This window comes from Jatrophihabitans sp. YIM 134969, from assembly GCF_054456675.1.
In genome coordinates this window covers 48,125-73,856 of record NZ_JBTJEQ010000024.1, presented here as the reverse complement: position 1 = coordinate 73,856, position 25,732 = coordinate 48,125, and the positions used below count along the sequence as shown (strand labels likewise).

Sequence of the window (25,732 nt, the reverse complement as noted above, 5' to 3'; positions counted from 1 at the left end):
CGCCCCACCGGCCGCAACGTCCGCCGCTACGAGCATGCCGCCCCCGGCGACCTGATCCACGTCGACGTCAAGAAGCTCGGCCGCATCCCGGACGGCGGGGGCCATCGGATGCTGGATCGGGCGAGCGCCGGCCAGAACAAGAAACGGACCACCACCGCCCGCTACCGGCACGGCAAGCCCAAGATCGGCTACCACTTCCTGCACACCGCCGTCGACGACTGCTCGCGGCTGGCCTACGCCGAGATCCTCGCCGACGAACGCCAGGAGACCGCCGCCGGGTTCTGGACCCGCTGCGCGGCGTTCTTCGCCGCCGCCGGAGCCGCACCCAAACGGGTCCTCACCGACAACGGATCCTGCTACAGATCAACACTTTTCGCCCAGACACTTGCCGCCACGGGCACCGTTCACAAACGGACCCGGCCCTACCGCCCACAGACCAACGGCAAAGTCGAACGCTTCCACCGCACCCTGGCCGACGAGTGGGCCTACGCCCGTCTCTACCGCACCGACAACAACCGCGTGGCAGAGTTCGCGGTCTGGCTCCACACCTACAACCACCACCGCGGCCACACCGCACTGGGCGGCCTCCCGCCAGCAACCCGCGTCACCAACCTGTCAGGTCAGTACACCTAGGCCCTGTCCTGGCCGGGTGCCGTGGCAGCGTTCCCGACACGCGTGACCGCCCGCGACGGGCGGGGTGTCACTCGACGGTGACGCTCTTGGCCAGGTTGCGGGGCTTGTCGACGTCACGCTGCAGCAACCGGGCTATGTGACACGCCAGGATCTGCAGCGGCACGGTCAGCACGATCGGGTCCAGCTCGGGTTCGACCGCGGGCACGGTGATCACGTGGTCCGCGAGGCCCTCGGGCAGGTCGCGGTTCGTGATCGCGAGGACCCGTCCCCCGCGGGAGCGGATCTGCTCGATGGTGGCGAGGTTCTTCGCGAGCAGGTCGTCGTCGGGGACGATGACCACGCTCGGCATGTCCGCGTCGACCAGCGCCAACGGACCGTGCTTGAGCTCCGACGCCTGGTAGGCCTCGGCGTGGATGTAGCTGATCTCCTTGAGTTTCTGGGCTCCCTCGCGCGCCACGGGGAACCCGCGGTGACGCCCGATGAAGTACATGCTGCGGGCGGAGGCGTACGACGGCGCGAGCGCGGCGATGGCGTCCTCCTGGGCCACCACGGCCTCGATCGCGTCCGGCAGGGCCTGGAACCCCTCGACGAGCCGGGCGCCCTGCGCCGGCGACAGGTCCCGCACCCGTCCGAGCAGCAGCCCGACCATGGCGAAACTCGCGGTCATGTTGGTCAGGGCCTTGGTGGACGCGACCGAGAACTCGGGGCCGGCGTGGATGAAGATGCCGCGCCCGGTCTCGCGCGCGATCGCGCTGCCCACCACGTTGACCATGCCGAGGACCGTGGCGCCCTTGCGCTGCAGTTCCTGCACCGCCATCAGCGTGTCGACGGTCTCGCCGGACTGGCTGACCGCGAGGTACAGGGTGTCGGGGTCGACGACCGGGTTGCGGTAGCGGAACTCGGCGGCGGGCTCGGCGTCGGCGGGGATGCGGGCGATCTCCTCGATCGCCACGGCTCCCTGTTGGCCCGCGTAGTACGCCGAGCCGCAGCCGAGGATCTTCACCCGGCGGAACGCCCGGAGTTCACGGGCGTCGAGGTCGATGCCGCCGAATCGGGCCGTGGCGAAGCGTTCGTCCAGACGGCCGGTGATCACCCGGCGCAGCGCGCGCGGCTGGTCGTGGATCTCCTTGCGCATGAAGGAGTCGTAGCCGTCGAGCTCGTACCCGCCGTCGTCGCGGCTCGCGACCGTCGTGGTGCGGTCGGCCGCGGGTGCGGTCGTGGTGGCACCGAAACCCGTCGCGGTGACGGTGACGATCTCGCCGTCGTCGAGGTAGATCACCCGCTGGGTGTGGCGCACGAACGCGGCGACGTCGGAGGCCACGAAGGTGGCGTCGTCACCCAGCCCGATGGCGACCGGGCTGCCGTTGCGGGCCACCACGAGCTGGTCGGCGTGGTCGCGGTCGAGCACGACCAGTCCGTAGGTCCCCTCGACCTGGTCGAGGGTCTGGCGCACCGCGAGCTCCAGGCTGTCGACACCGGCGTTGACGGCGCGGGCGACGAGGTGGGCGATCACCTCGGTGTCGGTCTCGGAGCGGAACTCGACGCCGTCGGCCACGAGCTTGGCGCGCAACTCCTCGGCGTTCTCGATGATCCCGTTGTGCACGACGGCGAAGCGGCCGGACGTGTCCAGGTGCGGGTGCGCGTTGGCGGCTGTCGGTGCGCCGTGGGTCGCCCACCGGGTGTGGGCGATCCCGGTGGTCGCGGGTGTCGACGTCCCGACGGCCGCGCGCAGGTCGGCCACCCGGCCCGCGACCTTGACCTCACGGATGGGGCCGCCGTGGCTGCCGGCGACGGCCAGCCCGGCCGAGTCGTAACCGCGGTACTCGAGGCGCTGCAGGCCCTCCAGCAGCAGCGCGGTGACGTCGGTGTCCGTGGCGCCGCTGACCACGGCGACGATGCCGCACACGTCAGACCCGCCCGGTCGTGAGAACGGCCCCGGCGAGGATCTCCGCGGCGCGGACGGCCTGTTCCCGTACGACCTGCTCGTCGTCGGCGCTCCACTCCCGTGGCTGGCGGTGGAACACGCACAGGACGCCGACCATCGCGCCGTCGGGCAGCCGCACCGGGACGCCGAGGTAGGCGCCCCAGTCGCCGCTCGCCACGGCGGCCACACCGGCAACGCGTTGGTCGGCGTGGGCGTCGGGGATGACGACCGCGGCGTCGGCCCGCAGCACCTGGGCGCAGAGGGTCTCGTCGAAGGCGTACGTCGCCCCGGGTTCGACCAGTCCGTCGAGCTGTCCGGACGGACACAGCGAGACGAGCTCGTCGGTCATCATCGACAGCTGACCGGCGTCCGCTCCGGTGCGGGACAGGACGACCTGCACCACCCCGTCGAGCGCAGTGGCCGTGGACGGGTCGGTGAGGACCGTGTCCGCGAGGGCGCGGGCGGTCGTGGCGCGGGGGCTGAGGGCGGGGGATGTGGACACGGGACCTCCGTGGGCGAGTCCTGGAAGCACGACCTTAACCGTCGGCTCACAGCTCGTCGCGCTGGTTCTCTGCACTTCGAGACGCCGAGCTCGTGAAACTCTTGTAAGGTGACAACCGACGACCCCCCCCACCGTCGACCGATCGGATCTCCCCATGAGCGCTGGCCCCGACAGCGGCGGCATCGTCGTGCCGTTCCCGTCGACAGTGGTCCCGAGCCGCCCCGACCTGGAGCGTCCCGCGTCCCTCTCGCCCGAGATCAGTCTCGAGCGCGGGTGGCCCGCCCGGACGGCCCTGGTCGTCGGCGCCACCCCGCACCCCTCGGTGCTGGACGTGCTGCAGGGGCACGGGATCGTCGCGTGCGTCGCCTCACCCGCGCAGGTCGACTCCCTGCTCGCCGACGTCGGCCCGTTCACCTTCCTGCTGCTCGGTGCGGACGTGTTCGCCGACGATGACGGTGTCGATCGGGTGAAGGCGTGGCACAGCTGCTCACCGTCGGCCCGCGTCAAGATCGTCGCGCGCCCGGGCGACCTCGCCCCGGCGGTGCTGGTCCGGGCGCTGCGGGCGGGCGTCAACGACGTCCTGGATCCCGATGCCCCCCGCGAGGCCGCGGCCCGCATCGCGCAGGGGCTCCGGTCGGCCGGTGCGCACCGGGAACGGGTTCTCGCCATCGGTGCCCACCCCGACGACGTCGAGATCGGGTGTGCCGGCACGTTGCTCGACCACCGCCGGCGGGGCGACCGGATCACGATCCTCACCCTCAGCCAGGGGGCCGTGGGTGGCGACACCGCGGCGCGGCTCGACGAGGCCCGGCGGACCGCGGAGGCCATCGGGGCCCAGCTGCTGTTCGGGGACCTGCCCGACACCCGGGTCGACGAGGGGATCGACACCATCCGTCTCATCGAGAACGTCGTGGCGGTGGTCGACCCGACCGTCGTGTACGTCCACTCCGCGCACGACAACCACCAGGACCACCGCGCCGTGAACACCGCGACTCGCAGCGCGACCCGCGGCGTCCGGAGGGTCTTCGCCTACCAGAGCCCCTCGGCCACCAACGAGTTCTTCCCCACCCAGTTCGTCCCGGTCGACCAGGTGGTCGAGCGCAAGGTCGAGGTGTTGCAGATGTTCGACTCCCAGAACGGCCGGGCGTACCTCGAGCCCGAACTGGTCACCGCCGGTTCGCGCTACTGGGCCCGTCACCTCGGCGCGAACGCGCGGTACGCCGAGCCCTTCGAGGTGGTCCGCTCGGTCGGCGACCTCCGCCACGCGGTCACGACGCCGGTGGTCCTGCCCGCGCCGGTCGCGCCGGTCGCTCCCGTGGTCGCGGCGCCGGTCGCGGTGTCCGGGGCGACGTCGTGACCGGGACCCTGCCGTTGGGCACCGTGCTCGTCACCGGTGCCGGTGGCCCGGCCGCCGTCACCGTCATCCAGGCCCTGGCCGGACGCGCGGTGGTCGTCGCGGCCGACATCGACCCCGTGGCGGTCGGGCTCTACCTCGTGCCCGCGGACCGCCGGGTCCTGCTCCCGCGCGGGGACGACCCCACCTTCGTCGACGCGCTGCTCGCCGCGGCGGTGGAGCACGGCGCCGACCTCGTCGTGCCCACCGTCGACACCGAACTGCGCGAGACGTCCGCGGCGCGGGAGCGTTTCGCGGCCCACGGCATCGACCTGCTGGTCGAGACGGTCGAGACGCTCGACCTGTGCCTGGACAAGGCCGTCCTCGTCGAGCGGTGCGCCGGGACGGTGCGCGTGCCGCACACGATCGTCGTCGACGCCAGCACCACGGCGGACGACCTCGCCCCGCTCGGCATGCCGTTCCTCGTCAAGCCGCGTAGCGGCGCGGGCGGTCGCGGCGTCGCGGTGCTGACGTCGGCGGCCGATCTCGACACCGTCCCGAGCGATGGTTCGTTCATCGCCCAGGAACTGCTGCCGGGCGCGGAGTTCTCGATCGACGTCCTCGCCCGCCCCGACGGCCACGTCGTGGCCGCCGTGCCGCGCCGGCGGGACAAGGTCGACTCCGGCATCGCGGTCGCCGGCCGCACCGTCGCCGATCCCGGCCTCGAGGCGTTCGGCCGTGACGTCGCCCGGGTCGTCGGTGCCACCGGGGTGGTCAACGTGCAGGCGAAGCTCGACCGCGACGGCGCTCCCGCGCTCCTCGAGGTCAACGCGCGGTTCCCCGGCACGATGTCGCTGACCCAGGCGGCGGGGATCGACATGCCGCTGCTCGCCGTGCAGGCCCGCCGCGGTGTGGACGTGCCCGACCACCTGGCCTTCCGTGAGGTCGCCGTGGTCCGACACTGGACGGAGGTGGTCGTCCCCGTCGAGGAGTACGGCTCCGTGCCGACGGTGTCACCGACCCCCGCGCCCGTCACCGGGTGAGCCTCGTGTCCGCCACGTCGACCGACTGGCACACCCACTCCAGCCTCACCGACGGTGCCGACGACCCGGAGGCCATGGCGGATGCCGCCGTCCGCGCGGGGCTCGAGGGGTGGGGCCTCTCGGATCACGTTCGTGCCGACAGCGACTGGGTTCCTGCGTACGTCGAACGGGTCCGCGCGATCCGACGTGACGGCCTGACGGTCCACCTCGGCGTCGAGGCCAAACTGCTCGACGCCGACGGCCGGCTCGATCTCCCGCCCGGACTGCCGGTTCTGGACCACGTGCTCGTCGCCGACCACCAGTTCCCCGCGCCGGGAGGTCCGGCGACACCGTCCACCGTGCGGGGGTGGTTGGAGTCCGGCGCGTGGACGCCGGCGGGTGTCGTCGACACGCTCGTCGTTGCCACGTGCAACGGTGTCGCGCAGGCGCCGGCGCCGGCCGTCGTGGCCCACCTGTTCAGCCTGTTGCCCAAGGTCGGTCTCGCCGAGTCCGACGTCACCACCGAGCACCGTGACGCCCTCGCCGCGGCCTGCCTGGCCGCGGACGCCGCCGTCGAGGTCAACGAGAAGTGGCGGTGCCCCTCGGCCGTCACCGTCGAACACCTGCGCGCGGCCGGCGTGCGGATCGTGCGTGGCAGTGACGCCCACGCGGTGGCCGAGGTCGGCCGTCACGCGTACTGGGACGAGGTGACGGCCGCCGCGCCGGGCCTCACACTCTCGGGATGACCGACGTCCTCTCGTGGCTCGCGGGACTCGGGCTGTGGGTGCTCGCGATCCTGGTCCTGGTGGGGGCGATCCCCAACCTCGTCACCGTGGTGCAGTTCGTGCTGCTGGCGCTGCACCGTTGGCGCGACCACCTCGACGACGACCAGGTCGACCTCGAGGAACTGCCGCGTGTGGCCGTGCTGGTGCCGGCGTGGAACGAGGCGCCCGTGCTGCGGCTCTCGGTCGACCGGATGATGGCGTTGGACTACCCGGCTGACCGGCTGATCGTGGCCGTCGTCGACGACGCGAGCACGGACGAGACCCCCGAGCTCATGGCGGCCAAGTGCGCGCAGTACCCGGGCCGGGTGCGGCACCTGCGCCGCGAGAAGGGCGGCCAGGGCAAGGCGCACACCCTGAACCACGGCCTGCGGGAACTGCTGGCCGACGACTGGGCCGAGGCCGTCCTCATCACCGACGCGGACGTCGTGTTCGAACCCACCGCCATCCGCCGCATGACCCGCCACCTGACCGACCCGCACGTCGGCGCCGTCACCGCCTTCATCAAGGAGGCCAGCGGGGACCCGAACTGGATGAACCGCTACATCGGCTACGAGTACACGGCCGCGCAGGCGGTCGGGCGCCGGGCGCAGAACGTCGTCGGAGCGCAGGCGTGCCTCGCCGGTGGCGCGCAGTTGCACACCCGCGCGAACCTCGACGCGCTCGGCGGGGAGATCGACACGACGACGCTCGCCGAGGACACCGTCACGACGCTGCTCACCCAACTCGACGGTCGCGCGGTGGTCTTCGACGGCAACGCCGAGTGCTACGCGGAGGAACCCGCTGACATCGTGGGTCTCTGGAAGCAACGCCTGCGGTGGTCGCGCGGGAACTTGCAGGTCGGCCGCCGCTTCAAGCACGTCTTCTTCCGACCCTCGCGCCTGCACCACCTCGGCAACTGGTGGTTCGGCGCGATGTGGTGGTCGACGTTGCTGCTCCCGGGGTTCATGGTGGTGTCGTCGGCGGCGCTCGTCACGCTGTGGTGGCTCGACGCCAGTCGTGGCCGTTTCGTCTTCGACCTGTTGTGGATCACCAACGCGCTGGGGTTCGTGTTCACCACGGTGTCCACGTTGCTCGTCGACCGCGGGGTGGCTCGTCGTAGTTGGCGGCAGGGCCTCGCTTTCCCCGGTCTGATCAGCCTGTTCGTCATGCTCTGGGTGCTCGCGCCCGCGCCGACGCGCGCTGTCGTCCGCGGCGTGTGCGAGGCGCTCGGCTGGGGTTGGACGCCCGAGGTGCGTCACCTGCTGGCCCTCGCGGCCTACCTCTGGATCGCGGTGTGCATGCTCGCGGCGTGGGGGCTGTACCGCCTGGACAAGCTGCGCACCCTCGGACCGGTCGGTGGCGTCCTGATGTTCGTGGTCGGGTACGGACCGTTGCTGTGTGCCATCACGTTCGCCGCCTACGTCGCCGAGGCCCGCGGCCAGGCCGCGACCTGGGACAAGACGGTCAAGACGGGGAAAGTGGGTGTGGCATGACCTCTCACCGCGCACCGGATGATCCGGTCGACGAACTCCGCCACGACCGGCGCCGCGAGAAACTGCTGCTGTGGAAGGGTGTTCTCGCCGCCGTCGTCGTCGCGGTCGTCATCGTGGTGCGACAGCTGTACCTGACGTGATTCCTCGTCGTCTTGAGGGTTTCTTGCGGCTGTCTCAGGGTAAAGAAGAGCTGACCTTTTCCCCCGGAGGTAGCTCATGTCCCCCTGGCGCACTCTCGTGCCCGCTCTGGCCGCCCTGGCCGTCACGGCTGCAGGTGTGGTGAGCGCCGGCACGGCCGGTGCCGATCCGGCGACCGGCGCGGCGGTGTCGTCGGCGTGGGACTGGATCGAAGCGCAGGGTGGGACCGGCACGTCCGTCGTGAGCACGTCGACCATCCGGCCGACCAAGACGTACGCGTCGACGGCCACGGGCGCGGTCAGCGGGACCTTCACCGTCGCGGGCATCACCGCACCGCCGGTGGTCAACCCGGCGTCGATCGCCGTGGACCGGCCGACCTCCGTCCCGTCGACCTACGCCAAGCCGGTGTCGGGTCACCTGACCGTGGCGTCGACGCCCGGCCGCTTCATCGTGCAGGCCTACAAGGACACCTCGTCGGGGCGGGTGCAGGTACCGCTGCAGGCCCCGGTGGACGTCGACGGTGACTTCACGATCGACCTCGGGGCGGTGAGCTCGCCGCCGAAGGGCACCTGGGCCCTCGGCCTGCTCGACGCCACGAACGCCTACGCGCCCTACGGAACCGCGTGGCCCGCCGCGCCGGTCTACGACGGCTGGATCGTGCGGGCGCTGGTGGTCACCGACACTTCGTACGTCGTGGGCGAGCAACCGGCCCGCACCGACGGCACGTTCGCCTTCGCGTCGAGCGCGCCGGGGGTCAAGTGCTTCCAACTGGTGGCAGCGGCGTCCGGTGCCGTGCTCGCCGAGTACGCCCCCGACTCCGGACTGGTCCGCAGCTACGCCGGCGGCACGACCGCGTCGTCGTACGACCAGGCGTTGGCGGTGACCACGGCGCTGGCGCTCGGCGAGGATTCCTCCGCTCTGACCGCAGGTCTGATCGCGATGCAGCGCACCGGCGGAGGGTTCGTCGACGTCGTCGACGTCCGCAACCCGGCCGGTCGGGCCGGAACGCAGTGGACGGGCAACAGTGCGGTCGCGGCGTGGGCGCTGTTGCGACGCGTGCAGACCATGTCGACCGCCGACGCCGACTACGCCGCGACCCGTCAGGCTGCGGTCCGGGCGACCACGTTCCTCAAGGCCCAGCGGCGTTCCGACGGTCTGCTCGACGCCGGTCAGTCCGGCGACGGGTCGCCCTCGCCCACCTGGGTCTCGACCGAACACAACCTCGACGCGTGGCACGCGCTGCGTCTCGCCGGGGTGGTGCTGGGCGACACCGCCGCGACGACCGCGGCCAACACGCTCGCCACCGCGATCGTGGCGAAGTTGTGGGACGCCTCCGCCGGCCACTTCCGGCGTGGCCTGTCCTCCGACGGCCCCGACGACACGGACGCGCTCGACGTCAGCTCGTGGGGCACGGTGTTCCTGCGGGCCATCGGCCGGTCCGACCTCGCCGCCCAGTCGCTCGCACACACCGCGGCCTTCGCGTCGGTCGACGACGGCCACAGCGGGTACCGCAGCTACCACCCGCAGCCGGTCTTCCCCGACGCCCCCGACAACGTCTGGGTCGAGGGGTCCGCCGGGGTCGCCCTCGCGCAGACCCGCAGCGGTTCCCCGTCGGCTGCCGCGGCCACCCTGTCGGACCTGCTGCCGTTGCAACGTCCCGACGGCTCGTTCCCCTACGCCACGACCGCGGACGACGCGACGTCGATGACGACGCAGTCCGCCGTCGCCGCCGCGACCTGGTTCGTCCTGGCCTCGCTCGCACCCACCGGATCGAGCATCTGGGACTGAGTCGGCGCCCGCCCCGGGGTGACGGCACACGACCGGCCACGCACCGTGGGGTCTCACCCACGACCGGGGCTCAGCTGGCCCCGTCCCCGTTGCCCAGGTCGTCGCGGTCGGGCTCGCCCGTGCGGTCGATGTTCTCGCGGGACTCGCGTTCGTCGTCGCCGGCGGCCGCGAGGGCTTCGGTGGCCGACGCGCCGCCGGTGGGCGTGTCGCCCTCGCTGCGGTCGTCGCTGGTCGGCTCGGAGCGGTCGGTGCTCATGTCGGACTCCCGTCGTGCCGGACCGGGGCGTACCCGTCCGGGCCGAGGACCCACGGCGGCGGTTTCGGCCCGTGACCCTCTCGTGCAGCCTGCCCGCCGGAGCGGACGGCTCAACCCGCCGTGGACGTCGGTTCGCCGTGGCGGGGACGGTCACGCGTCGGCCGTCTGGAACTCCGCGATCGTGGCGGCGACCGCCTCGTTGACCCGGGCGACCACGCGGCGGGCGGTCTCGAGGTCGTCGTCGCTGAACTCGGCCAGCGCGCCGTCGACCCGTTCGGCCAGCGGTTGGAAGAACGACCAGGACCGCGCGGTCACGCTCGGGACGCTGCGCAGGGTGACGAACCGGCGGTCGGTGTGTTCCCGCGAGCGCGCCACGAGGTTCGCCCGCTCCAACCGGTTGAGCAGCGACGTCGTGGCTCCGGAGGACAGCGAGATCCGCGCGGCGAGACGGGCGGGGGAGAGTGGTTCGCCCTGGTCCTCGGCGTAGAGGATCTCGGCGAAGGCGTTGGCGTCGGCGGAGTGGACGCCGAGCCACCGGGCCAGGTGGTGGGTGACCTCGGTGTAGCTCGCGGCGTACGACCGCAGGCCCTCGAGCAACGTGAACCAACGCTGCCGTGGGGCGTCGGACGCGGCGGGACCCGGATCCGTCACCGTCGCGTCACCACGCGGGTCACCGTAGTGGGAACGACCCCGGAGATGGTGGCGACGACCCGGGCGACCCGGGCGAGGTGGCCGCGGCGACGGCGTCGTCCGGGAGGTACACGTCGATCACCGGTGTCCGCAGTGAGCGGCTCAGCTCCACGAGCCGCTCGACCTCGTCCGCGGCGGCCTCGGCGTCGCCGTGCACCGTGATCACCGCGCGGCCCGGTTCGTACCGCAGGTTCGCCCGCCACGTCCGCGGGTCGTCGGTCGGCAACCAACGCTGCACCTCGCACGCGTAGCCCGCGTGCCGACGGTGGTACCGGACCGTGGGGACCTCGGGTTGCGCGAGGGGGTTCGGGACGGCCGTCAGCGGTGGTGGCCGCAGATCGGGGTGCGGACGGGCCTCCGACACCGGCGCTCACCTCCATCGCGAAGCAGCTCCACCATCGAAGCAGTTCCACCATCAAGGTAGGTCGCGTCGGAGACCTCCGCAAACAGTGCCCCGGGGACCACGGGGCCGGGTGGGCGCCCGACTCAGAGCAGCCCGTCGCGGGCGGCGGCGTGAACGGTCGGGACCGACGGCCGGAACCCGAACCCGCGCAGCAGCGAGCCGTCCATCCGGCCCGACCACGGCCGGGCGAGCGGCTCGGAGCTGGGGGCGACCGGGTTCCCGCCGAGTCGGGTGAGCTCGTACACGGTCACGGGGGCGTCGTCGGTGACGTTGACGACGTGACCGTCGAGCGCCCCGGTGAGGGCGAGCTCGAGGACCGCCGCGATGTCGCGGTGGTGGGCCACGGAGAAGGTGTGCGCGGGGTGCAGACCGAAGCGGCCGGCCAGGGCGCCGAGCGAGGCGAGATGGCCGTCCCCTTCCCCGTAGACGAACGGCAGCCGCGGGATGCTCCACGTCAGTCCGCTCTCGCGCAGCAGTCGTTCCGCGGCGATCTTGCTGGCCGGGTAGGCGAGGGTCGGGGAGCAGGTGTCGGTCTCGAGGGCCGGGCGTCCCGCGTCGGCGTCGTAGACGTTGCCGGTGCTGCTCATGACCACCCGCGCCGCGGGAGCGTGCTCGCGGACGGCGTCGACGAGGTGACGGGTGCCGTCGAGGTTCGCGCGCCAGATCGCCTCCTCGTCGTCGGTACGGAACAGCGCGGCGAGGTGCACGACGGCGTCGACGCCCTCGACCGCTGCGGTGAGCGACGCAGGCTCGGCCAGGTCGCCCCGCACGGCGGCGACACCCGCCGGCAGGTCGGCCTCGCCCCGGACGAGAGCGCGGCACGTGTACCCCGACCCGACCAGACGGGGCAGGGCCCGCGACCCGACGAGTCCGGTGGCTCCGGTGAGCAGAACAGTGGGCATGGTGATGGTCCTCTCGACTGATCGTCAGTACAACTGACGATCAGCGTAGCCGTAGACTGCGACCGTGCCCACCGACGGGGATCTCGGGCCTCGGCTCACCCGGCGGCTGACCTACCTGCTGAAGCGGACGTTGCTCGACGTCGAGGAGATCCAGCAGGAGTACCTCGCTCCGTCGGGCATCGGCGCACGCGAGCTGGCGGTGCTGTTGCTGCTCGACTCCCGGGCACCGGAGTCGCAACAGCGGGCGGGTGAACGCCTCGGTGTCGACCGCACCTCGATGGTCGGTCTGCTCGACGGGCTGGAGGCGAAGGGCCTCGTCGAACGGCAGGCCGATCCGAACGACCGCCGCCGCAACGTCGTCGCCCTGACCGACACCGGGCGGCGCACCCTCGCCGACGCCGTGAAGGCGAGCGACCGGGCCGAGCGTCGCGCCCTCGCCGCGCTCGACCCCTCCGAACGCGAGCAGTTCCGGGCGTTGCTCACCCGTGTGGCGTCGTCCCGCCGCGACCCGACCTGAGCAGCGCCGGCCGGCGTCGGTTCAGAGGGCGGCGGCGAGCCGGTGGTAGGCCGCGTTCCAGCGCAGTTCGTCGCGGAAGCGACGCGTGGTGGTCTCGCGGTCGATGAGCGCCAGTTCCGTGCGGGTGAGTTCGGCGAACCGGTCCACGGTCGCGGCGTCGAGTTGGGTGCTCAGGACGGTGTGGTGGGCGCCGCCCGCGGTGAGCCAGCACTCGGTCGAGGTCGCGAGGTCGGGGTGCGGTTCCCAGACCGCGGCGGCCACGGGCAGTGCCGTGAGTTCGGCATCCGGTTCGACGACCGTGACGGTGTTGCCGGTGAGACGGAAACGGTCACCGAGGTCGCTGATGCTCACGACGATGCCCTCCCCCGGGGCGGCGGTGAACCGCATCCGGACCGGGTCCTCGCGGTCGCCGATGCCCAGCGGGTGGATCTCGACCGTCGGGCGGCCCGCCGCGATCGAGGGGCAGACCTCGAGCATGTGCGCGCCGAGGATGCGCTGCGGGCCGGGACCGAGGTGGTACGTGTAGTCCTCCATGAACGACGCACCGCCGGGCAGTCCCGCGCCGATCGTCTTGAAGGTGCGCACGAGCACCGAGGTCTTCCAGTCGCCCTCGCCGGCGAAGCCGTAGCCGTCGGCCATCAGCCGCTGCACCGCGAGCCCCGGCAGCTGCCGTAGGCCACCCAGGTCCTCGAAGTTCGTGGTGAACGCACCGAAGCCGCCGTCGGTGAGGAACGTGCGCAGCCCGGCCTCGATGCGAGCCGCGTACCGCAGTGACTCGTGCCGCTCCCCGCCGATCGCGAGTTCCGGTGCGACCGTGTAGAGGTCGGAGTACTCGCCGACGAGCGCGTCGATCTCGGAGTCGGCGACCGCGTCGACCACGGCGACGAGGTCGTTGACGCCGTAGGTGTTCACCGCGACCCCGAAGTGCAGTTCGGCCTCGACCTTGTCGCCCTCGGTGACGGCGACGTTGCGCATGTTGTCGCCGAACCGGGCCAGCTTGAGCGACCGCATGTCCGCGATCCCGAGTGCCACCCGCGCCCAGCTGCCGACGGCGTCCCGCGTGCGGTCGTCGCCGGCGTAGCCCGCGACCGTCGTGCGCGGGATGTGCAGGCGGGTCTGGATGTACCCGAACTCCCGGTCGCCGTGGGCGGCCTGGTTGAGGTTCATGAAGTCCATGTCGATCGTTCCCCACGGCAACGACCTGTTCGCCTGGGTGTGCAGGTGCAGCAGGGGTTTGCGCAGACTGTCGAGCCCGGTGATCCACATCTTCGCCGGGCTGAAGGTGTGCATCCAGGCGATGACTCCGACGCAGTCCGGGTCGGCGTTGGCCGCGGTCATGGCCGCGCGGATGCCGCCCGACTCCTTCAGCACCGGCTTCCACACCACGGGCAGCGGGATCTGCGGGGCCTCGTCGAGCATCGCGGCGACGGCGCGGGACTGGTCGGCGACCTGCTCGAGGGTGTCCTCGCCGTAGAGGTCCTGGCTGCCGGTGAGGAACCAGACCTGCGGTCCGGAGGGGGTGGTCATCGGTGGGTCGTCTCCTCAGCGTCCGTAGACGTTCTGGTAGCGGTCGAAGAGCTTGTCGACGTCGTCCGTGGCGATGGGCAACGGTTCGCCGAGCTGCCGCGAGATGTGCACGGTGCGGGCGACGTCCTCGCACATCACCGCCGCCTTCACCGCGTCCTTCGCGGTCGGTCCGACGGTGAACACCCCGTGGTTCTTCATGAGCACGGCTGGGGAGCGCGATCCCGCGAGGGTCTCGACGATGCCGCGGCCGATGGAGTCGTCACCGATGAGGGCGAACGGCCCGACCGGGATCGGCCCGCCGAACTCGTCTCCCATCATCGTCAGCACGCAGGGGATCTCCTCGCCGCGTGCGGCCCACGCCGTCGCGTAGGTGGAGTGGGTGTGCACCTGACCGCCGACCTCGGGGCGGTGCCGGTAGACGTAGGCGTGCGCGGCGGTGTCGGAACTCGGCGACCGTTCACCGTCGACGAGGTTGCCGTCGAGGTCGCACACGACCATGGCCTCAGGGGTGAGTTCGTCGTACGAGACGCCCGAGGGCTTGATGACGAACAGGTCGGCGCCGGGTACCCGGGCGGACACGTTGCCCGCCGTCCAGACCACCAGCCCGTAGCGGACCAGTTCGGCGTGCAGGGCGGCGACGTCGGCGCGGATCCCGAGCACGACGTCGGGGTCGACGGTGGTCACGAGCTCTCCTGTTCGGTGTCGTCGGCGTGGTCACCGTGGTCGGGGGCACTCCCGCGCTCGGTGAGCGCGGCGTTGCGGATGCGACGCAGGCGGTGCATGGGGCCGTCGTCGGTCCGGCCGAAGTGCTCGACGAGGGCGACGTACTCGGCGTACAGGGCGTCGTACACGTCGGCACTCGCGTCGTCCGGCGTCCAGGCCGCGACCCGTCGCCGACCCATCGCGGCCGCCGCCGCCCGGATGTCGGGGTACTCACCCGCGGCGACCGCCGCGTGCATCGCCGAACCCAGCGCCGGTCCCTGCTCGGACTCCAGGATCGAGATGGGCATGCGCAGGACGTCGGCGTAGACCTGCATGACCAAGGGGTTCTTGAGCAGACCGCCGGCGGCGACGAACTCGGTCACCGGTACGCCCGCCTCGCGGAAGGTCTCGACGATGAGCCGGGTGCCGTACGCGGTGGCCTCGACGAGGGCGCGGTACACGTCCTCGGCGCGGGTGGCGAGGGTCAGCCCGACGATCAGCCCCGACAGCTCGTGGTCGACGAGGGGGGAGCGGTTGCCGTTGTTCCAGTCGAGGGCGACCAGGCCGTGCTCGCCGGGGGCCTGCTCCTGCGCGAGGCGGGTCAGCAACTGGTGCACGCTGCAACCCTCGGACTCCGCCCGTTCCGCGTACGAGCGCGGCACCGCGTGGTCGACGAACCACCCGAAGATGTCACCGACCCCGCTCTGGCCCGCCTCGTAGCCGAACAGGCCCGGCACGATGCCGCCGTCGACCACACCGCACATCCCCGGCACCTCGGCGAGGCGGTCACCGTTCATGACGTGGCAGGTCGACGTACCCATGATCGCGACCATCTGCCCGGGCTCGACGGCCTGCGCCGCCGGCGCAGTGACGTGGGCGTCGACGTTGCCCACGGCGACGGCGATGCCCTCCGGGAGCCCGGTCCACGCGGCCGCCTGGGCGCTGAGCTTCCCGGCGGCGGTGCCGAGCTCACCGATGGTCGCCTCGAGCTTGTCGTCGACGAACGTGGCGAAGTCCGGGTGGAGGGCCGCGAGGAAGTCCTCCGACGGGTAGTGGCCGTCCTGGCGGATGCCCTTGTAGCCCGCGGTGCACGCGTTGCGGACGTAGTCACCGCACAACTGCCACACGATCCAGTCGGCGGCCTCGACCCAGTGCGCGGTGGCGTCGTAGACCTCGCGGTCCTCCTCCAGCACCTGCAGGGCCTTCGCGAACTCCCACTCGGAGCTGATGAGCCCGCCGTACCGCGGCAGCCACGACTCGCCCCGTTCGGCCGCGAGGGCGTTGATGCGGTCCGCCTGCGGCTGCGCCGCGTGGTGCTTCCACAACTTCACGAACGCGTGGGGCCGGTCGGCGAAGTCGTCGAGCTCGTGGAGCGGGGTGCCGTCGGCCGTGGTCGGCACCACCGTGCACGCGGTGAAGTCGGTCGCGATGCCCACGACGTCCGTGGCGTCGACACCGGCGTCGGCGAGCGCCGCCGGCACCGCCTGCTGCAGCACCTCGACGTAGTCGTGGGGTACCTGCAGGGCCCAGTCCGGGGGCAGCCGCGTGTCGGTCCCGGGCAGGGACTCGTCGACGACGCCGTGGGGGTACTCGAGCACGGCCGATCCCAGTTCGGCGCCGTCGGACACGCGGACCACCACGGCCCGGCCGGACAACGTCCCGAAGTCCACGCCGACGACGAGAGCGGAGTCAGAGCTGGGCATCGGTCTCCCGAGGTCGGTGGCAGGTGGTGGTGGGTGACGGGGACGGACGGTCATCTGCGGCTGTTACCGCACACACGGCGAGGGTGGCACTCGTCCCGGGACCGTGTCAACGACGGCCGCGCCGCGACGCTCGCCGGGTGCTTCAGCCCTGGAAGGTGCGTGATCCGGGCTCCTGTGTATCGAAGCGGTAACGGAGAGATGACGGATGCTTGACAGCTCCAGGTCCTCACAGGATGTTATCGGTCACCACCGCGGGCAGCTCGTCCCGCTCGGCCTGTCCCGGGCCTCCCACCGGGTCCACCCTTCCCACCACAGAGGACGGATCGCATCGTGCGTCGTACACCCATCACCCTGGGAGCGGCAGTCGTCTCCCTCGCGCTCCTCGCCGGCTGCACCACCGGGGACACCGGCGACTCCGGATCCAGCGGCGAGCCCTCGGGCTCGGCCGCGGCCCAGCAGTCGCTGGGCGCCGACCAGAACGGCGTGCCCGCGGCGATCGTGGCGGCCGGCGGCACCGAGAAGCTGACCGAAGCCGTGCCCGACGGCGTCGAGGCGCAGTACGGGCCGGTGTGCAAGGCCTCCGACCTCGGCATCGGCAAGATCGACTTCAGCAAGGACACCATCGGCTGGGCGCAGTCGGAGAAGGAGGCCAACCCCTTCCGCATCGCCTCGACCAAGAGCCAGGTGGAGACCGCCAAGGCCAACGGCTGGAAGCTCATCACCACCAACGCGCAGTCGAACGTGCAGCAGGAGAACAGCGACATCAAGGGGATGATCGACAAGGGCGCGAAGGCGATCATCTTCTCCCCGATCAACTCCACCGGCCTCGGCGACGCGATCTCCTACGCCAAGGAGAAGAAGGTCGCCATGATCCCGGTCGACCGCAACATCACCGGCGTCAAGGGCTGCGAGGAGGTCGGCCCGCAGTTGGGTTCGGACTTCGTCGAGCAGGGCCGCCGTGCGGCCGATGCGATGATCAAGGCGACGGGCGGCACCGCGAAGCTCGCGATCCTGCTGGGCGCCTCGGGCGTGAACGTCACCGACGACCGCACCGCGGGGTTCCTCGACGAGCTCAAGGCCAAGAACGCCAGCGGCATCGAGGTCGTCTTCCAGCAGACCGCCGACTTCACCCGTGAGAAGGGCCAGAGCGTCACCGAGACGCTGCTGCGTGCGCACCCCGAGGTGAACGCGATCTACGCCGAGAACGACGAGATGGGCCTGGGCGCGCTCGCCGCGTTGGAGGACGCCGGCAAGGCCGGCACCGACAAGGTGCACATCGTGTCGATCGACGGCACGAAGGGCGCGGTGCAGGCCATCGTCGACGGCAACTTCGACGCGGTCATCGAGTCCAACCCCGCGTTCGGTCCGTCCTCCCAGGCCGCGCTCGAGGCGTACGTGAACGGTGACGGCGCACCGGCCGTCACGATCACGACCGACAACCAGTACGACAAGAGCAACGCGCAGCAGGCTCTCGACGACGGCACCGCCTACTGACCGACCCGGCCCGGGACCGACGCGTGGCTCCGCCCCACGTGTCGGTCCCGGGTCCGGCCGCCCGACCGACCGACGAGGAGCGCACCCGCGAGATGACCGCGACCCCCACCGCCGAGCCGACCCCTCCCGAGCCGACCCCGTCCGAGCCGGTCTCGTCAGGGCCGGTCTCGTCAGGGCCCTCATCCGGGCCGACCCTCTCGGTCCGGAACCTCAGCAAGAGCTTCGCGGGGGTCCGCGCGCTCGACGACGTCTCGCTCGACCTGCACGCGGGTTCCGTGCACGCGCTGGTCGGCGAGAACGGTGCGGGCAAGTCCACGCTCATCAAGCTGGTGACCGGGGTCTACACGCCCGACTCGGGCGTGGTGGTGCACCAGGGCGAGGAGACCTCGTTCTCCTCACCCCGCGCGGCCCAACAGGCCGGGATCGCGACGATCTACCAGGAGGTGAGCCTCGCCCCGCAGCTGTCCGTGGCGCGGAACTTCTTCCTCGGCCGGGCGTACACCCGCTTCGGCCGGCTCGACCTGCGGCGGATGAACCGCGAGGCCGCCGAAGGCCTCGCCCGGTTGGGGATCGTCGCCGAACCGCGTCGCCAGCTCGGCGAGCTCGGTCTCGGTGTGCAACAGATGGTCGCGATCGCGCGGGCGGTCTCGACCCAGGCGCGCGTCGTGATCATGGACGAGCCCACCTCGTCGCTGGAACCGCGGGAGGTCGAGAAACTGCTGTCGGTGGTGGACCTGCTGCGCCGCGAGGGCGTGGCCGTGGTCTACGTGTCGCACAAGCTCGACGAGGTCTTCCGCGCGTGCGACACCATCACCGTCCTGCGCGACGGCAAGCTCGTGTGGACCGGCCCCACGGCCGACACCAACCGCCGGCAGCTGATCTCGCGCATGCTCGGCCGTGACGCCGCCGAGTTCGACGACGGACGCGTCACCCGCCTGTCCGGGCGGGCACCGGTGGATCCCGGTGCGGCGCCCGTGCTGGAAGCGGTCGACATGCGGCGCAAGCTGGTGCTCGACGACGTCACCGTGCGCGTGCGGCCGGGCGAGGTCGTCGGCCTCGCGGGGTTGCTGGGATCCGGACGTAGTGAGACCGCCAAGGCCGTGTTCGGTGCACTGCCGCTGGATTCCGGCGTGGTGAGCGTCGACGGCAAGCGCCTGCGCCGGCAGAACCCGGCCACGCGGATCCGGCACCGGGTCGCGTTCCTGCCCGAGGACCGCAAGGCCGAGGGGATCATCCCGGACCTCTCGATCCGCGACAACATCGGCCTCGCCGCGTTGCCGCAGCTGACCCGTGCGGGTTTCGTGCGACGCGGCAAGCTCGACGAGATCGTCGACGTCTTCTTCCGCCGCCTGCGCATCAAGGCCTCGAGTCCGATGCAGAAGGTGTCGGAACTGTCCGGCGGCAACCAACAGAAGGTGCTGCTCGCGCGGCTGTTGTGCCTCAACCCCAAGGTGTTGCTGCTCGACGAACCGACACGCGGCATCGACGTCGGCGCCAAGGCCGAGGTGCAGAGCCTGGTCGCCGAGCTGGCCGAGAAGGGCATGGCCGTCGTGCTCATCTCGTCCGAACTCGAGGAGGTCGTCGAGGGGTCGGACTCCGTCGTCGTCCTCCGCGACGGCGCCCAACTCGCGACGCTCTTCGGCGACGACATCAGTGAGGACACGATCATGGACACCATCGCCGGCGCCGCCGACGAGAGCGCGGCCGTATCCGCCGGAGGGACGGCGTGAGCGTCGACGGGTCGGGCGGGGCGGTGCAGCTGTCCAAGGGCGTGGACGTCACGAAGGGTGTCGACGTCGCGTCGCCCGAGGACGTCGACTCGTCCCCGCCGACACCGCGTCGTCGCCGCACCGGGCCCGAACTCATCGGCGTCCAGGGCGGCCGATGGGGTACGTGGTTGCGCGAGCGCGGGGTCTACGGCGCCCTGTTGCTGTTGTTCGTCTTCAACGCGGTCGCCACGCCGAACTTCCTCACGCTCGAGACCATCCAGCTCTACGCGGTGCAGACGACCACGATCATCATCGTGTCGCTCGGCATGGCCCTGGTCATCGGCACCGGTGGTGTCGACCTCTCGGTGGGCGCCATCATGGCCATCGCTGCCGCCGTCACCGCGAAGGCCTTCACCGACGACGGGTTCGGCTTGCCCATCGGTGTGGCCATCGTGCTGGCGATCGTCGTGGCGGGGCTGTTCGGAGCCGTCAACGGGCTGGTGGTCGCGCTCGGCCGGGTCCAACCGATCGTGGCGACCCTGGCCATGTTGGTCGGTGGTCGCGGCATCGCCCTGGTCATCACCGGTGGTGCGCTGGTCGAGCTGTTCCCGCCCTTCTTCCAGACCGTGCGGCAGTCGGAGTTCCTCACGATCCCCGACATCTTCTGGCTGGCCCTGGTGCTCGCGCTCATCGTGTCGGTCGTGATCCGCCGGACCGGGTTCGGGTACCGCGTGCTCGCGATCGGCGGCAACCTGCGCGCCAGCCGGCTCGCCGGCCTGCCGGTGAAGCGCACGCTCGTCACCGTCTACACGATCTCCGGTGTGCTGGCGGGGATCGCCGGCGTCATCGCCACCGCCCGCATCCGCGCGGCCGACCCGTCCTACGTCGGCATCAACATCGAGCTCACCGCCATCACCGCGGTGGTGGTCGGCGGGTCGTTGCTGACCGGCGGCAAGGTGCGCGTGCTCGGGACCGTCGCCGGCGCGGTGCTCATCCAGTTGTTGGAGAACACGTTGACGGCCCAGAACGTCACGGACTCCATCGCCCGCATCATCGAGGCCCTCATCATCATCCTGGCCGTGTTCTCGCAGCGTCCCTCGAGGAGGAGCCGGTGACCGGCCCGCAGACGCCCGTGCCCGACGTCGCCGGCGGCGACACCGTCGTGGCCGCCACCACCGACAGTCGCGACGCGGCCATCGCCCGTGGCCGGGCGTTGACCTCGCTGTTCCTGCGCAACGGTGCGGTCGTCGCCCTCGTCGTGGTCGTGGTGCTCGGCGTGCTCATCGTGCCGACCTTCGGATCAGCGGACAACTTCCGCAACGTCGCGCTGGCCGCCTCGTTCATCGCGATCATCGCGGCCGGCATGACCTTCGTGATCATCAGCGGCGGCATCGACCTGTCGGTCGGGTCGACCTACGCGCTCGCGGTCATCCTGTCGGCGCAGTACTCCGTCTACGGCTCGGCGACCGCGATCCTCGTGCCGCTCGTGGCGTGCGCGGTCGTCGGCCTCGTACAGGGCCTGTGCATCACGTACCTGCGGCTGCCACCGTTCATCGTCACGCTCGCCGGCCTCGGTGGCGTTCGCGGCATCGTCTTCTTCATCACCGACGAAGGCAACCTCGTCCCGCGGGTGCCGGGCCGGCAGGCGTTCGAGGCCCTCGGCACCGGGCGGTTGCTGACCGTCGGCACGCCGGTGTGGATCGCGCTCGCCGTGTTCGCCGTCGGCTGGTTCGTGCTGAACCGCACGGCGTTCGGTCAGAACGTGCAGGCCATCGGCGGCAACCAGTCCTCCGCGGAACTCATGGGTCTGCCCGTGCGCCGGGCGACCACGTCGGTGTACGTCATCAGCGGCCTGTGCGCGGCGGTGGCGGGCATCCTCACCACCGCCCAGTCCGGTGGCGGTCAGGAGGCTCGCATCGGCGACGCCTACGAGTTGCAGGCGATCGCCGCGGTCGTCATCGGCGGCACCCTGCTCGCGGGTGGTGTCGGGTCGATCATCGGCACGCTCGCGGGCGTGGCCTTGTTGTTCGTCATCCAGAACCTCATCGTGCAGGGCGCGAACCTCAACAGCTACGTCCAGCAGGTGGTCTCGGGCCTGTTCCTGCTGGCCGTGGTGGTGGTGCAGGCGACCGTGAGCCGGCGCAACGCTCCACCGGGTACCTGACGCAGTCGGCGCGGGCGCACGCTCACCCGCGCCGGGTCGACGCCCGTTCGACCAGCACCGGCGCGATGAGCACGGAGCGTCGCGACGTCGCCCCGTTGATCTGCTCGACCAGCAGTTCCACGCCCGCCCGGCCCACGGCCCCGAAGTCCTGGACCACCGTCGTGAGCGGCGGCGTGAAGTACTCCGACTCGGGAACCCCGTCGAAACCGACGAGACCGACGTCGCCGGGGATGCTGCGGCCCGCCTCGTGCAACGCGCGGGCGAACCCGAGCGCCATGTGGTCGTTGGCGGCGAACACCGCGGTGCACTCGGGCACACGCGCGAGCAACCGGCCGGCCTGGTACCCCGACGCCGGGCTCCAGTCACCGCGCACCACCGGGGGTTCCTCGACCCCGGCGGCGGCGAGGGTGTCGCGCCACCCGGCCTCCCGCGCCCGGCTGTCGTTCCAGTCGTCCGGCCCGGCGACGTGCCACACCGTGGCGTGACCCTGCTCGAGCAGGTGGCGGGTGGCCAGCACCGCCCCGGCGTACTGGTCGACGCTCACGGTCGCGACGTCGTCGCTCAACGGGCGGTCGACCGTGACCACCGGGATCCCCTCGGGCACGACCGACGACACGATCTCCGTGGCCGCGTCGAGCGGCAGCACCATGAGCAGTCCCGCGATCCCGTGGCCCAGCAGGCGGTCGACGGCGTCGTGCAGGCTGTTGGTGTCGTGATCCGTCAGGTCCTCGACCGTGAAGGTCATCGCCGCGGCCCGGGCGGCGTGGCTGAGCCCCGCCACGATCGCCGCAGGCCCGTACAACGTCGAACTCGGGGCGACGACCCCGATGACGTTGGACTTCCCGGTCGCGAGCGCCCGTGCCGACATGTTGCGGCGGTAGCCCAACTCGTCGATGGCGCGCCGGACCTTCTCGCGTGTCGCAGGTGCCACGTGCGGGCTGTCGTTGAGCACACGGGACACGGTCTGGTGCGAGACGCCGGCGCGCGCCGCGACGTCGAGCAGGGCCGGGCGTCGCGACGACGGGAGCGCGACCACACCGGCGTGGCCCTGGTCGTCCTGATCGCCGGTGTGAGCCGTCACAACGCACGTTCTACCAGACCGCTACGGATGATTCTCCCCGAGTGCGAGTCGTCTCACGCCCGGATGGGAGCGCTCACCGGACAACGGGCGAGTGGTCACCTTCCCGTCCGAGTGGGCACGAAACACCCCCCACTCACGGGGGGAGGTGCCCACTCACCAGGGTCAGGGGGACGAGGTCAGGGGGGCGGGACGGGGAGGCCGAGGTGGTCGCGCAGGGTGGTGCCGGAGTACTCGGTCCGGAACCGGCCCTTGTCGCGCAGCACGGGGACGACCTGGTCGACGAAGTCGTCGAGGCCGCCGGGGTTGAGGTGCGGGGTGAGGACGAAACCGTCGGCGGCGTCGGCGTCCACGTGACGGAGCAGGTCGTCGGCCACCTGCTCGGGCGTACCGACGAACGACTGGTGGGACGACATCTCGGCGGCGGTCTCGCGCAACGTCAGGCCGTCACGGCGCGCGGTCTCGCGCCACTGCGCCGCGACCGCCGGTCGGTCCAGCCGTTTCGTGGCCGCCCGTCCCTCCGAGATCTCGCCGTCGGTCACCGGGTCGAAGGACGGCAGGGGGCCGTCGGGGTCGTGGTCGGACAGGTCGGTGTTCCACACCTGCTCGGCGAAGGCGATCGCCGTCGGGGCGCTGACCTGCTGGAACCGGATCCACCGCGCCCGCTCGGCGGCGTCGTCGGCGCTGGTCCCGAGGACCCACGACACCGCGGGCATCACCGTGATCGCGTGGGCGTCGCGGCCGGCCGCCACCGCGCGGGCGCGGATGTCGGACACGAACGCCCGGCCGGCCTCGAGGTGGCTGTGCCGGGTGAAGATGACGTCAGCGGTCGAGGCCGCGAAGTCACGGCCCTCGCCGGAGTCCCCGGCCTGGATGATCACCGGGTGACCCTGCGGGCTGCGGGGCACGTTGGCGCTGCCCCGCACGTCGAACTGCCGGCCGTGGTGCTCGACCTCGTGGGGTTGCTCGCCGGCGGGCCAGCTGTCCCAGAACGCCCGCGCCACCGCGGTGAACTCCGCGGCACGGGCGTAGCGGTCGGCGTGGTCGAGGTAGCCGCCGCGGCGGAAGTTGGCCCCGGTGAAGGCGTCCGACGACGTCACGATGTTCCACCCGGCGCGACCGCCGGACAGGTGGTCGAGCGTGGCGAAGCGCCGTGCCAACTCGTACGGCTCGTTGAACGTCGTGTTGACCGTGGCGGCGAGGCCGAGCCGTTCGGTCACGGCGGCGAGAGCCGACAACACCGCGATCGACTCGGGCCGGCCCACGACGTCGAGATCGTGGATGCGGCCCTTCTGCTCGCGCAGGCGCAGCCCCTCGGCGAGGAAGAAGAAGTCGAAGGTGCCGCGCTCCGCGGTGCGGGCCATGTGCTCGAAGGAGCTGAAGTCGGTCTGCGAACCGGACGCCGGATCCGACCACACCGTGGTGTGGTTGACGCCCTGCAGGAATGCTGCCAGGTGCAACGGTCGTGTGCTGCTCACGCGGGCACCTCGAACCGGTTGGTCGGCCGCGGCAGACCCAGACGCTCGCGCAGGGTCGACCCGAGCGGGTGACGTTCCGGTCCGCGCCGACCACCCGCCGTGAGGCCCGTGAGCAGGTCGGTGACGGCGTCGGCGCTCGCGGTGGGCCCGCCCAGTTCGACGCCGTCGACGTCCCACCCGTCGACCGCACGCAGCAGGGCGGACACGTCGAGGCCGTGCGCGCCGGCCAGGACGCGCACCGGTCGGCCCGCGGTGTCGTCCCGCACCCGCTGCACGGTCGCGGCGAGCGCGCCGTCGTCCGGCGCCGAGCCGTCGACCACGACGACGTCGGCGTGTCGTGACACGAGGGGCCAGCGCGGGTCGTCGTCCGCGGCGCCGGCCGCGAGTCGGAGGACGACCACGGGCTGGCCGCCGGGGGTGCGCGGCACGATCGACGGCCCCGTGATCGAGAACGTCGCGTCCGTGCCCCGCACCGTGGCGTCGACGTGGTGGAGGCGGTCGACGTCGACGTAGCGACCGGTGGCCCGGTCGCGGATGACGGCGTCGTCGTCCCAGCTGTCCCAGAGGGCGCGGACGGCGTCGACGACGTCGAGGGCCTCGGTCCACGCGGCCGCGGCGGTCGGTGCCGGACGCCGGCCGATCACCCGGGCCGACTCGACGTCGAGCGCGACGTCGACGGTCCACGCGCCGCGGCCCAGGCTGACCAGGTCGAGGGTCTGGGTCGCGGTGGCGACGTGGAACGGTTCGGTGTGGGTGGTCGTGACGGTCGGGGCGAGGCCGGTGGTGCGGGTCCGGGGAGCGAGGTGGCTCGCGGTGGCGAGCGCGTCGAGACGCGGACCGTCACCGGCGAACCGGTCGTCGAACGCGATCAGGTCGACCCCGGCGCGGTCGGCGTGGGTGGTGAGCCGGACCACGTGGTCGACCGTGCGCGGGTCGAACCGGAGCCCGACCAGGAAGGTCACGACGTGGGTCCGACGCCCGGCCCGCGCAGCGTCGGCCGCCAGGCGTCGAGCCAGGGCTGGTAGGTGGCGGGGTCCTCCCACGCGCTGTCCAGCACGTAGAGCCCGCGGGTCGGCACGCTCGCCCCGAGTTCGGTCAGCACCGGGACCAGCGCGTACTCCGGGGCGAGGGTGTGCGCGGGCCCGCCGCCGAGCATCAACGGCACGGCGGTGACCCCCGACCACCCACCGGCTGCCACCTGGTCGAGGAAACACTTGAGGACGCCGGTGATCGAGCCCTTGTAGGTCGGGCTCGCCACGACCACGAGGTCCGACGCCGCGACGGTGGCGACGGCCGCCTTGACGCCGTCGTCACCCCAGCCGAGCAGGCTCGGGCCGAGGGTCACGACGTCGACGACGTGGTCGGGCTCCCGGTCGGTCAGCAGCCGGGCGAGCAGGGTCGCGGCGGCGAGCGTGCGGGAGCCGGGCTTGGGGTTGCCGGCGACGACGGTGACGGTCAGCCCGGCAGCATGCATGCCTACGAAACTAGTGGGGTACCTCTCTCCCTGCCACC

General features: G+C 71.8%; 25 protein-coding genes. 12 read left to right on the top strand and 13 right to left on the bottom strand.

Annotation, left to right across the window (positions count from 1 at the left end; genetic code table 11):
• On the top strand, positions 1–633 hold a 633-nt coding region (locus ACXR2U_RS14040), incomplete at its 5' end, for an IS481 family transposase (RefSeq protein ID WP_458825675.1).
• Between the two features lie 67 nt (positions 634–700).
• Here ACXR2U_RS14040 and glmS read toward each other — a convergent pair.
• Together glmS and ACXR2U_RS14030 are read right to left on the bottom strand one after the other, a co-directional pair.
• Complete coding sequence (gene glmS, locus ACXR2U_RS14035; RefSeq protein ID WP_458825674.1) at positions 701–2,539, bottom strand: glutamine--fructose-6-phosphate transaminase (isomerizing); 1,839 nt, start codon at positions 2,537–2,539, stop codon at positions 701–703.
• Position 2,540: 1 nt separating this feature from the next.
• Positions 2,541–3,059, bottom strand: a complete 519-nt coding sequence (locus ACXR2U_RS14030; RefSeq protein WP_458825673.1) for a GAF domain-containing protein — start codon at positions 3,057–3,059, stop codon at positions 2,541–2,543.
• Positions 3,060–3,213: 154 nt separating this feature from the next.
• Here ACXR2U_RS14030 and ACXR2U_RS14025 point away from each other — a divergent pair, with 154 nt between their 5' ends.
• The 6 genes from ACXR2U_RS14025 to ACXR2U_RS14000 all read left to right on the top strand — a co-directional run bounded on the left by ACXR2U_RS14025 (position 3,214) and on the right by ACXR2U_RS14000 (position 9,597).
• Entirely contained in the window at positions 3,214–4,416 is a 1,203-nt protein-coding gene (locus ACXR2U_RS14025) for a PIG-L deacetylase family protein (RefSeq protein ID WP_458825672.1), read from the top strand.
• Positions 4,413–5,435: an ATP-grasp domain-containing protein gene (locus ACXR2U_RS14020; RefSeq protein WP_458825671.1), complete on the top strand. Its 1,023-nt coding sequence runs from the start codon at positions 4,413–4,415 to the stop codon at positions 5,433–5,435. Before ACXR2U_RS14025 ends, ACXR2U_RS14020 begins: the two co-directional genes overlap by 4 nt.
• Positions 5,432–6,160 (top strand): PHP domain-containing protein, encoded by a 729-nt coding sequence (locus ACXR2U_RS14015; RefSeq protein WP_458825670.1) that lies wholly within the window; start codon positions 5,432–5,434, stop codon positions 6,158–6,160. Before ACXR2U_RS14020 ends, ACXR2U_RS14015 begins: the two co-directional genes overlap by 4 nt.
• The gene (locus tag ACXR2U_RS14010) at positions 6,157–7,671 is read left to right on the top strand and encodes a glycosyltransferase family 2 protein (RefSeq protein WP_458825669.1); all 1,515 of its coding nucleotides are present in this window, start codon (positions 6,157–6,159) and stop codon (positions 7,669–7,671) included. The genes ACXR2U_RS14015 and ACXR2U_RS14010 overlap by 4 nt, the downstream gene beginning before the upstream one ends.
• Positions 7,668–7,811, top strand: a complete 144-nt coding sequence (locus ACXR2U_RS14005; protein WP_458825668.1) for a hypothetical protein — start codon at positions 7,668–7,670, stop codon at positions 7,809–7,811. Before ACXR2U_RS14010 ends, ACXR2U_RS14005 begins: the two co-directional genes overlap by 4 nt.
• A gap of 76 nt (positions 7,812–7,887) precedes the next feature.
• A complete protein-coding gene (locus ACXR2U_RS14000) occupies positions 7,888–9,597 on the top strand; it encodes a hypothetical protein (protein ID WP_458825667.1) in 1,710 nt (569 codons plus the stop codon).
• A gap of 70 nt (positions 9,598–9,667) precedes the next feature.
• Here the strand turns inward: ACXR2U_RS14000 and ACXR2U_RS13995 are convergent, their stop codons facing one another.
• From ACXR2U_RS13995 to ACXR2U_RS13980, 4 genes are all read right to left on the bottom strand, one after another.
• Entirely contained in the window at positions 9,668–9,853 is a 186-nt protein-coding gene (locus tag ACXR2U_RS13995) for a hypothetical protein (protein WP_458825666.1), read from the bottom strand.
• 150 nt (positions 9,854–10,003) lie between these two features.
• The gene (locus ACXR2U_RS13990; protein ID WP_458825665.1) at positions 10,004–10,504 is read right to left on the bottom strand and encodes a MarR family winged helix-turn-helix transcriptional regulator; all 501 of its coding nucleotides are present in this window, start codon (positions 10,502–10,504) and stop codon (positions 10,004–10,006) included.
• Positions 10,505–10,523: 19 nt separating this feature from the next.
• On the bottom strand, positions 10,524–10,907 hold the full coding sequence (locus ACXR2U_RS13985) for a hypothetical protein (protein ID WP_458825664.1): 384 nt from the start codon (positions 10,905–10,907) through the stop codon (positions 10,524–10,526).
• Positions 10,908–11,029: 122 nt separating this feature from the next.
• Positions 11,030–11,848: an NAD-dependent epimerase/dehydratase family protein gene (locus ACXR2U_RS13980; protein ID WP_458825663.1), complete on the bottom strand. Its 819-nt coding sequence runs from the start codon at positions 11,846–11,848 to the stop codon at positions 11,030–11,032.
• A 64-nt stretch (positions 11,849–11,912) separates the two neighbouring features.
• On the opposite strand from ACXR2U_RS13980, the gene ACXR2U_RS13975 reads away from it, so the two are divergent.
• Positions 11,913–12,365, top strand: a complete 453-nt coding sequence (locus ACXR2U_RS13975; RefSeq protein WP_458825662.1) for a MarR family winged helix-turn-helix transcriptional regulator — start codon at positions 11,913–11,915, stop codon at positions 12,363–12,365.
• Between the two features lie 21 nt (positions 12,366–12,386).
• Here the strand turns inward: ACXR2U_RS13975 and araA are convergent, their stop codons facing one another.
• Genes araA through araB form a run of 3 tightly spaced genes read right to left on the bottom strand, consistent with a single transcriptional unit; the run spans position 12,387 to position 16,297 of the window.
• Complete coding sequence (araA, locus tag ACXR2U_RS13970) at positions 12,387–13,892, bottom strand: L-arabinose isomerase (protein WP_458825661.1); 1,506 nt, start codon at positions 13,890–13,892, stop codon at positions 12,387–12,389.
• Between the two features lie 15 nt (positions 13,893–13,907).
• A complete protein-coding gene (locus ACXR2U_RS13965) occupies positions 13,908–14,576 on the bottom strand; it encodes an L-ribulose-5-phosphate 4-epimerase (protein WP_458825660.1) in 669 nt (222 codons plus the stop codon).
• On the bottom strand, positions 14,573–16,297 hold the full coding sequence (gene araB / locus ACXR2U_RS13960) for a ribulokinase (RefSeq protein ID WP_458825659.1): 1,725 nt from the start codon (positions 16,295–16,297) through the stop codon (positions 14,573–14,575). The genes ACXR2U_RS13965 and araB overlap by 4 nt, the downstream gene beginning before the upstream one ends.
• Before the next feature lie 330 nt (positions 16,298–16,627).
• On the opposite strand from araB, the gene ACXR2U_RS13955 reads away from it, so the two are divergent.
• The 4 genes from ACXR2U_RS13955 (at position 16,628) to ACXR2U_RS13940 (ending at position 21,664) form a co-directional block, all read left to right on the top strand.
• Complete coding sequence (locus tag ACXR2U_RS13955) at positions 16,628–17,791, top strand: substrate-binding domain-containing protein (protein WP_458825658.1); 1,164 nt, start codon at positions 16,628–16,630, stop codon at positions 17,789–17,791.
• Positions 17,792–17,883: 92 nt separating this feature from the next.
• Positions 17,884–19,521: a sugar ABC transporter ATP-binding protein gene (locus tag ACXR2U_RS13950; protein ID WP_458825657.1), complete on the top strand. Its 1,638-nt coding sequence runs from the start codon at positions 17,884–17,886 to the stop codon at positions 19,519–19,521.
• Entirely contained in the window at positions 19,518–20,615 is a 1,098-nt protein-coding gene (locus ACXR2U_RS13945) for an ABC transporter permease (RefSeq protein WP_458825656.1), read from the top strand. Before ACXR2U_RS13950 ends, ACXR2U_RS13945 begins: the two co-directional genes overlap by 4 nt.
• Complete coding sequence (locus ACXR2U_RS13940) at positions 20,612–21,664, top strand: ABC transporter permease (RefSeq protein WP_458825655.1); 1,053 nt, start codon at positions 20,612–20,614, stop codon at positions 21,662–21,664. Before ACXR2U_RS13945 ends, ACXR2U_RS13940 begins: the two co-directional genes overlap by 4 nt.
• A 22-nt stretch (positions 21,665–21,686) precedes the next feature.
• Here the strand turns inward: ACXR2U_RS13940 and ACXR2U_RS13935 are convergent, their stop codons facing one another.
• From ACXR2U_RS13935 to ACXR2U_RS13920, 4 genes are all read right to left on the bottom strand, one after another.
• Positions 21,687–22,745 carry a LacI family DNA-binding transcriptional regulator gene (locus ACXR2U_RS13935; protein ID WP_458825654.1) on the bottom strand — a complete coding sequence of 353 codons (1,059 nt, stop codon included), beginning with the start codon at positions 22,743–22,745 and terminating at the stop codon, positions 21,687–21,689.
• A gap of 176 nt (positions 22,746–22,921) precedes the next feature.
• On the bottom strand, positions 22,922–24,220 hold the full coding sequence (locus ACXR2U_RS13930) for an NtaA/DmoA family FMN-dependent monooxygenase (RefSeq protein WP_458825653.1): 1,299 nt from the start codon (positions 24,218–24,220) through the stop codon (positions 22,922–22,924).
• The gene (locus ACXR2U_RS13925; protein WP_458825652.1) at positions 24,217–25,182 is read right to left on the bottom strand and encodes an LLM class flavin-dependent oxidoreductase; all 966 of its coding nucleotides are present in this window, start codon (positions 25,180–25,182) and stop codon (positions 24,217–24,219) included. The genes ACXR2U_RS13930 and ACXR2U_RS13925 overlap by 4 nt, the downstream gene beginning before the upstream one ends.
• The gene (locus ACXR2U_RS13920; RefSeq protein WP_458825677.1) at positions 25,179–25,679 is read right to left on the bottom strand and encodes an NADPH-dependent FMN reductase; all 501 of its coding nucleotides are present in this window, start codon (positions 25,677–25,679) and stop codon (positions 25,179–25,181) included. Before ACXR2U_RS13920 ends, ACXR2U_RS13925 begins: the two co-directional genes overlap by 4 nt.
• Positions 25,680–25,732 lie beyond the last annotated feature (53 nt).

What these genes read in the sequence shown, in the direction of transcription:
- ACXR2U_RS14025 (WP_458825672.1), top strand. Translation starts at nt 3,214, where the DNA reads ATGAGCGCTGGCCCCGACAGCGGCGGCATCGTCGTGCCGTTCCCGTCG.
- ACXR2U_RS14010 (WP_458825669.1), top strand. Translation starts at nt 6,157, where the DNA reads ATGACCGACGTCCTCTCGTGGCTCGCGGGACTCGGGCTGTGGGTGCTC.
- ACXR2U_RS14005 (WP_458825668.1), top strand. Translation starts at nt 7,668, where the DNA reads ATGACCTCTCACCGCGCACCGGATGATCCGGTCGACGAACTCCGCCAC.
- ACXR2U_RS14000 (WP_458825667.1), top strand. Translation starts at nt 7,888, where the DNA reads ATGTCCCCCTGGCGCACTCTCGTGCCCGCTCTGGCCGCCCTGGCCGTC.
- ACXR2U_RS13995 (WP_458825666.1), bottom strand. Translation starts at nt 9,853, where the DNA reads ATGAGCACCGACCGCTCCGAGCCGACCAGCGACGACCGCAGCGAGGGC.
- ACXR2U_RS13980 (WP_458825663.1), bottom strand. Translation starts at nt 11,848, where the DNA reads ATGCCCACTGTTCTGCTCACCGGAGCCACCGGACTCGTCGGGTCGCGG.
- araA (WP_458825661.1), bottom strand. Translation starts at nt 13,892, where the DNA reads ATGACCACCCCCTCCGGACCGCAGGTCTGGTTCCTCACCGGCAGCCAG.
- araB (WP_458825659.1), bottom strand. Translation starts at nt 16,297, where the DNA reads ATGCCCAGCTCTGACTCCGCTCTCGTCGTCGGCGTGGACTTCGGGACG.
- ACXR2U_RS13950 (WP_458825657.1), top strand. Translation starts at nt 17,884, where the DNA reads ATGACCGCGACCCCCACCGCCGAGCCGACCCCTCCCGAGCCGACCCCG.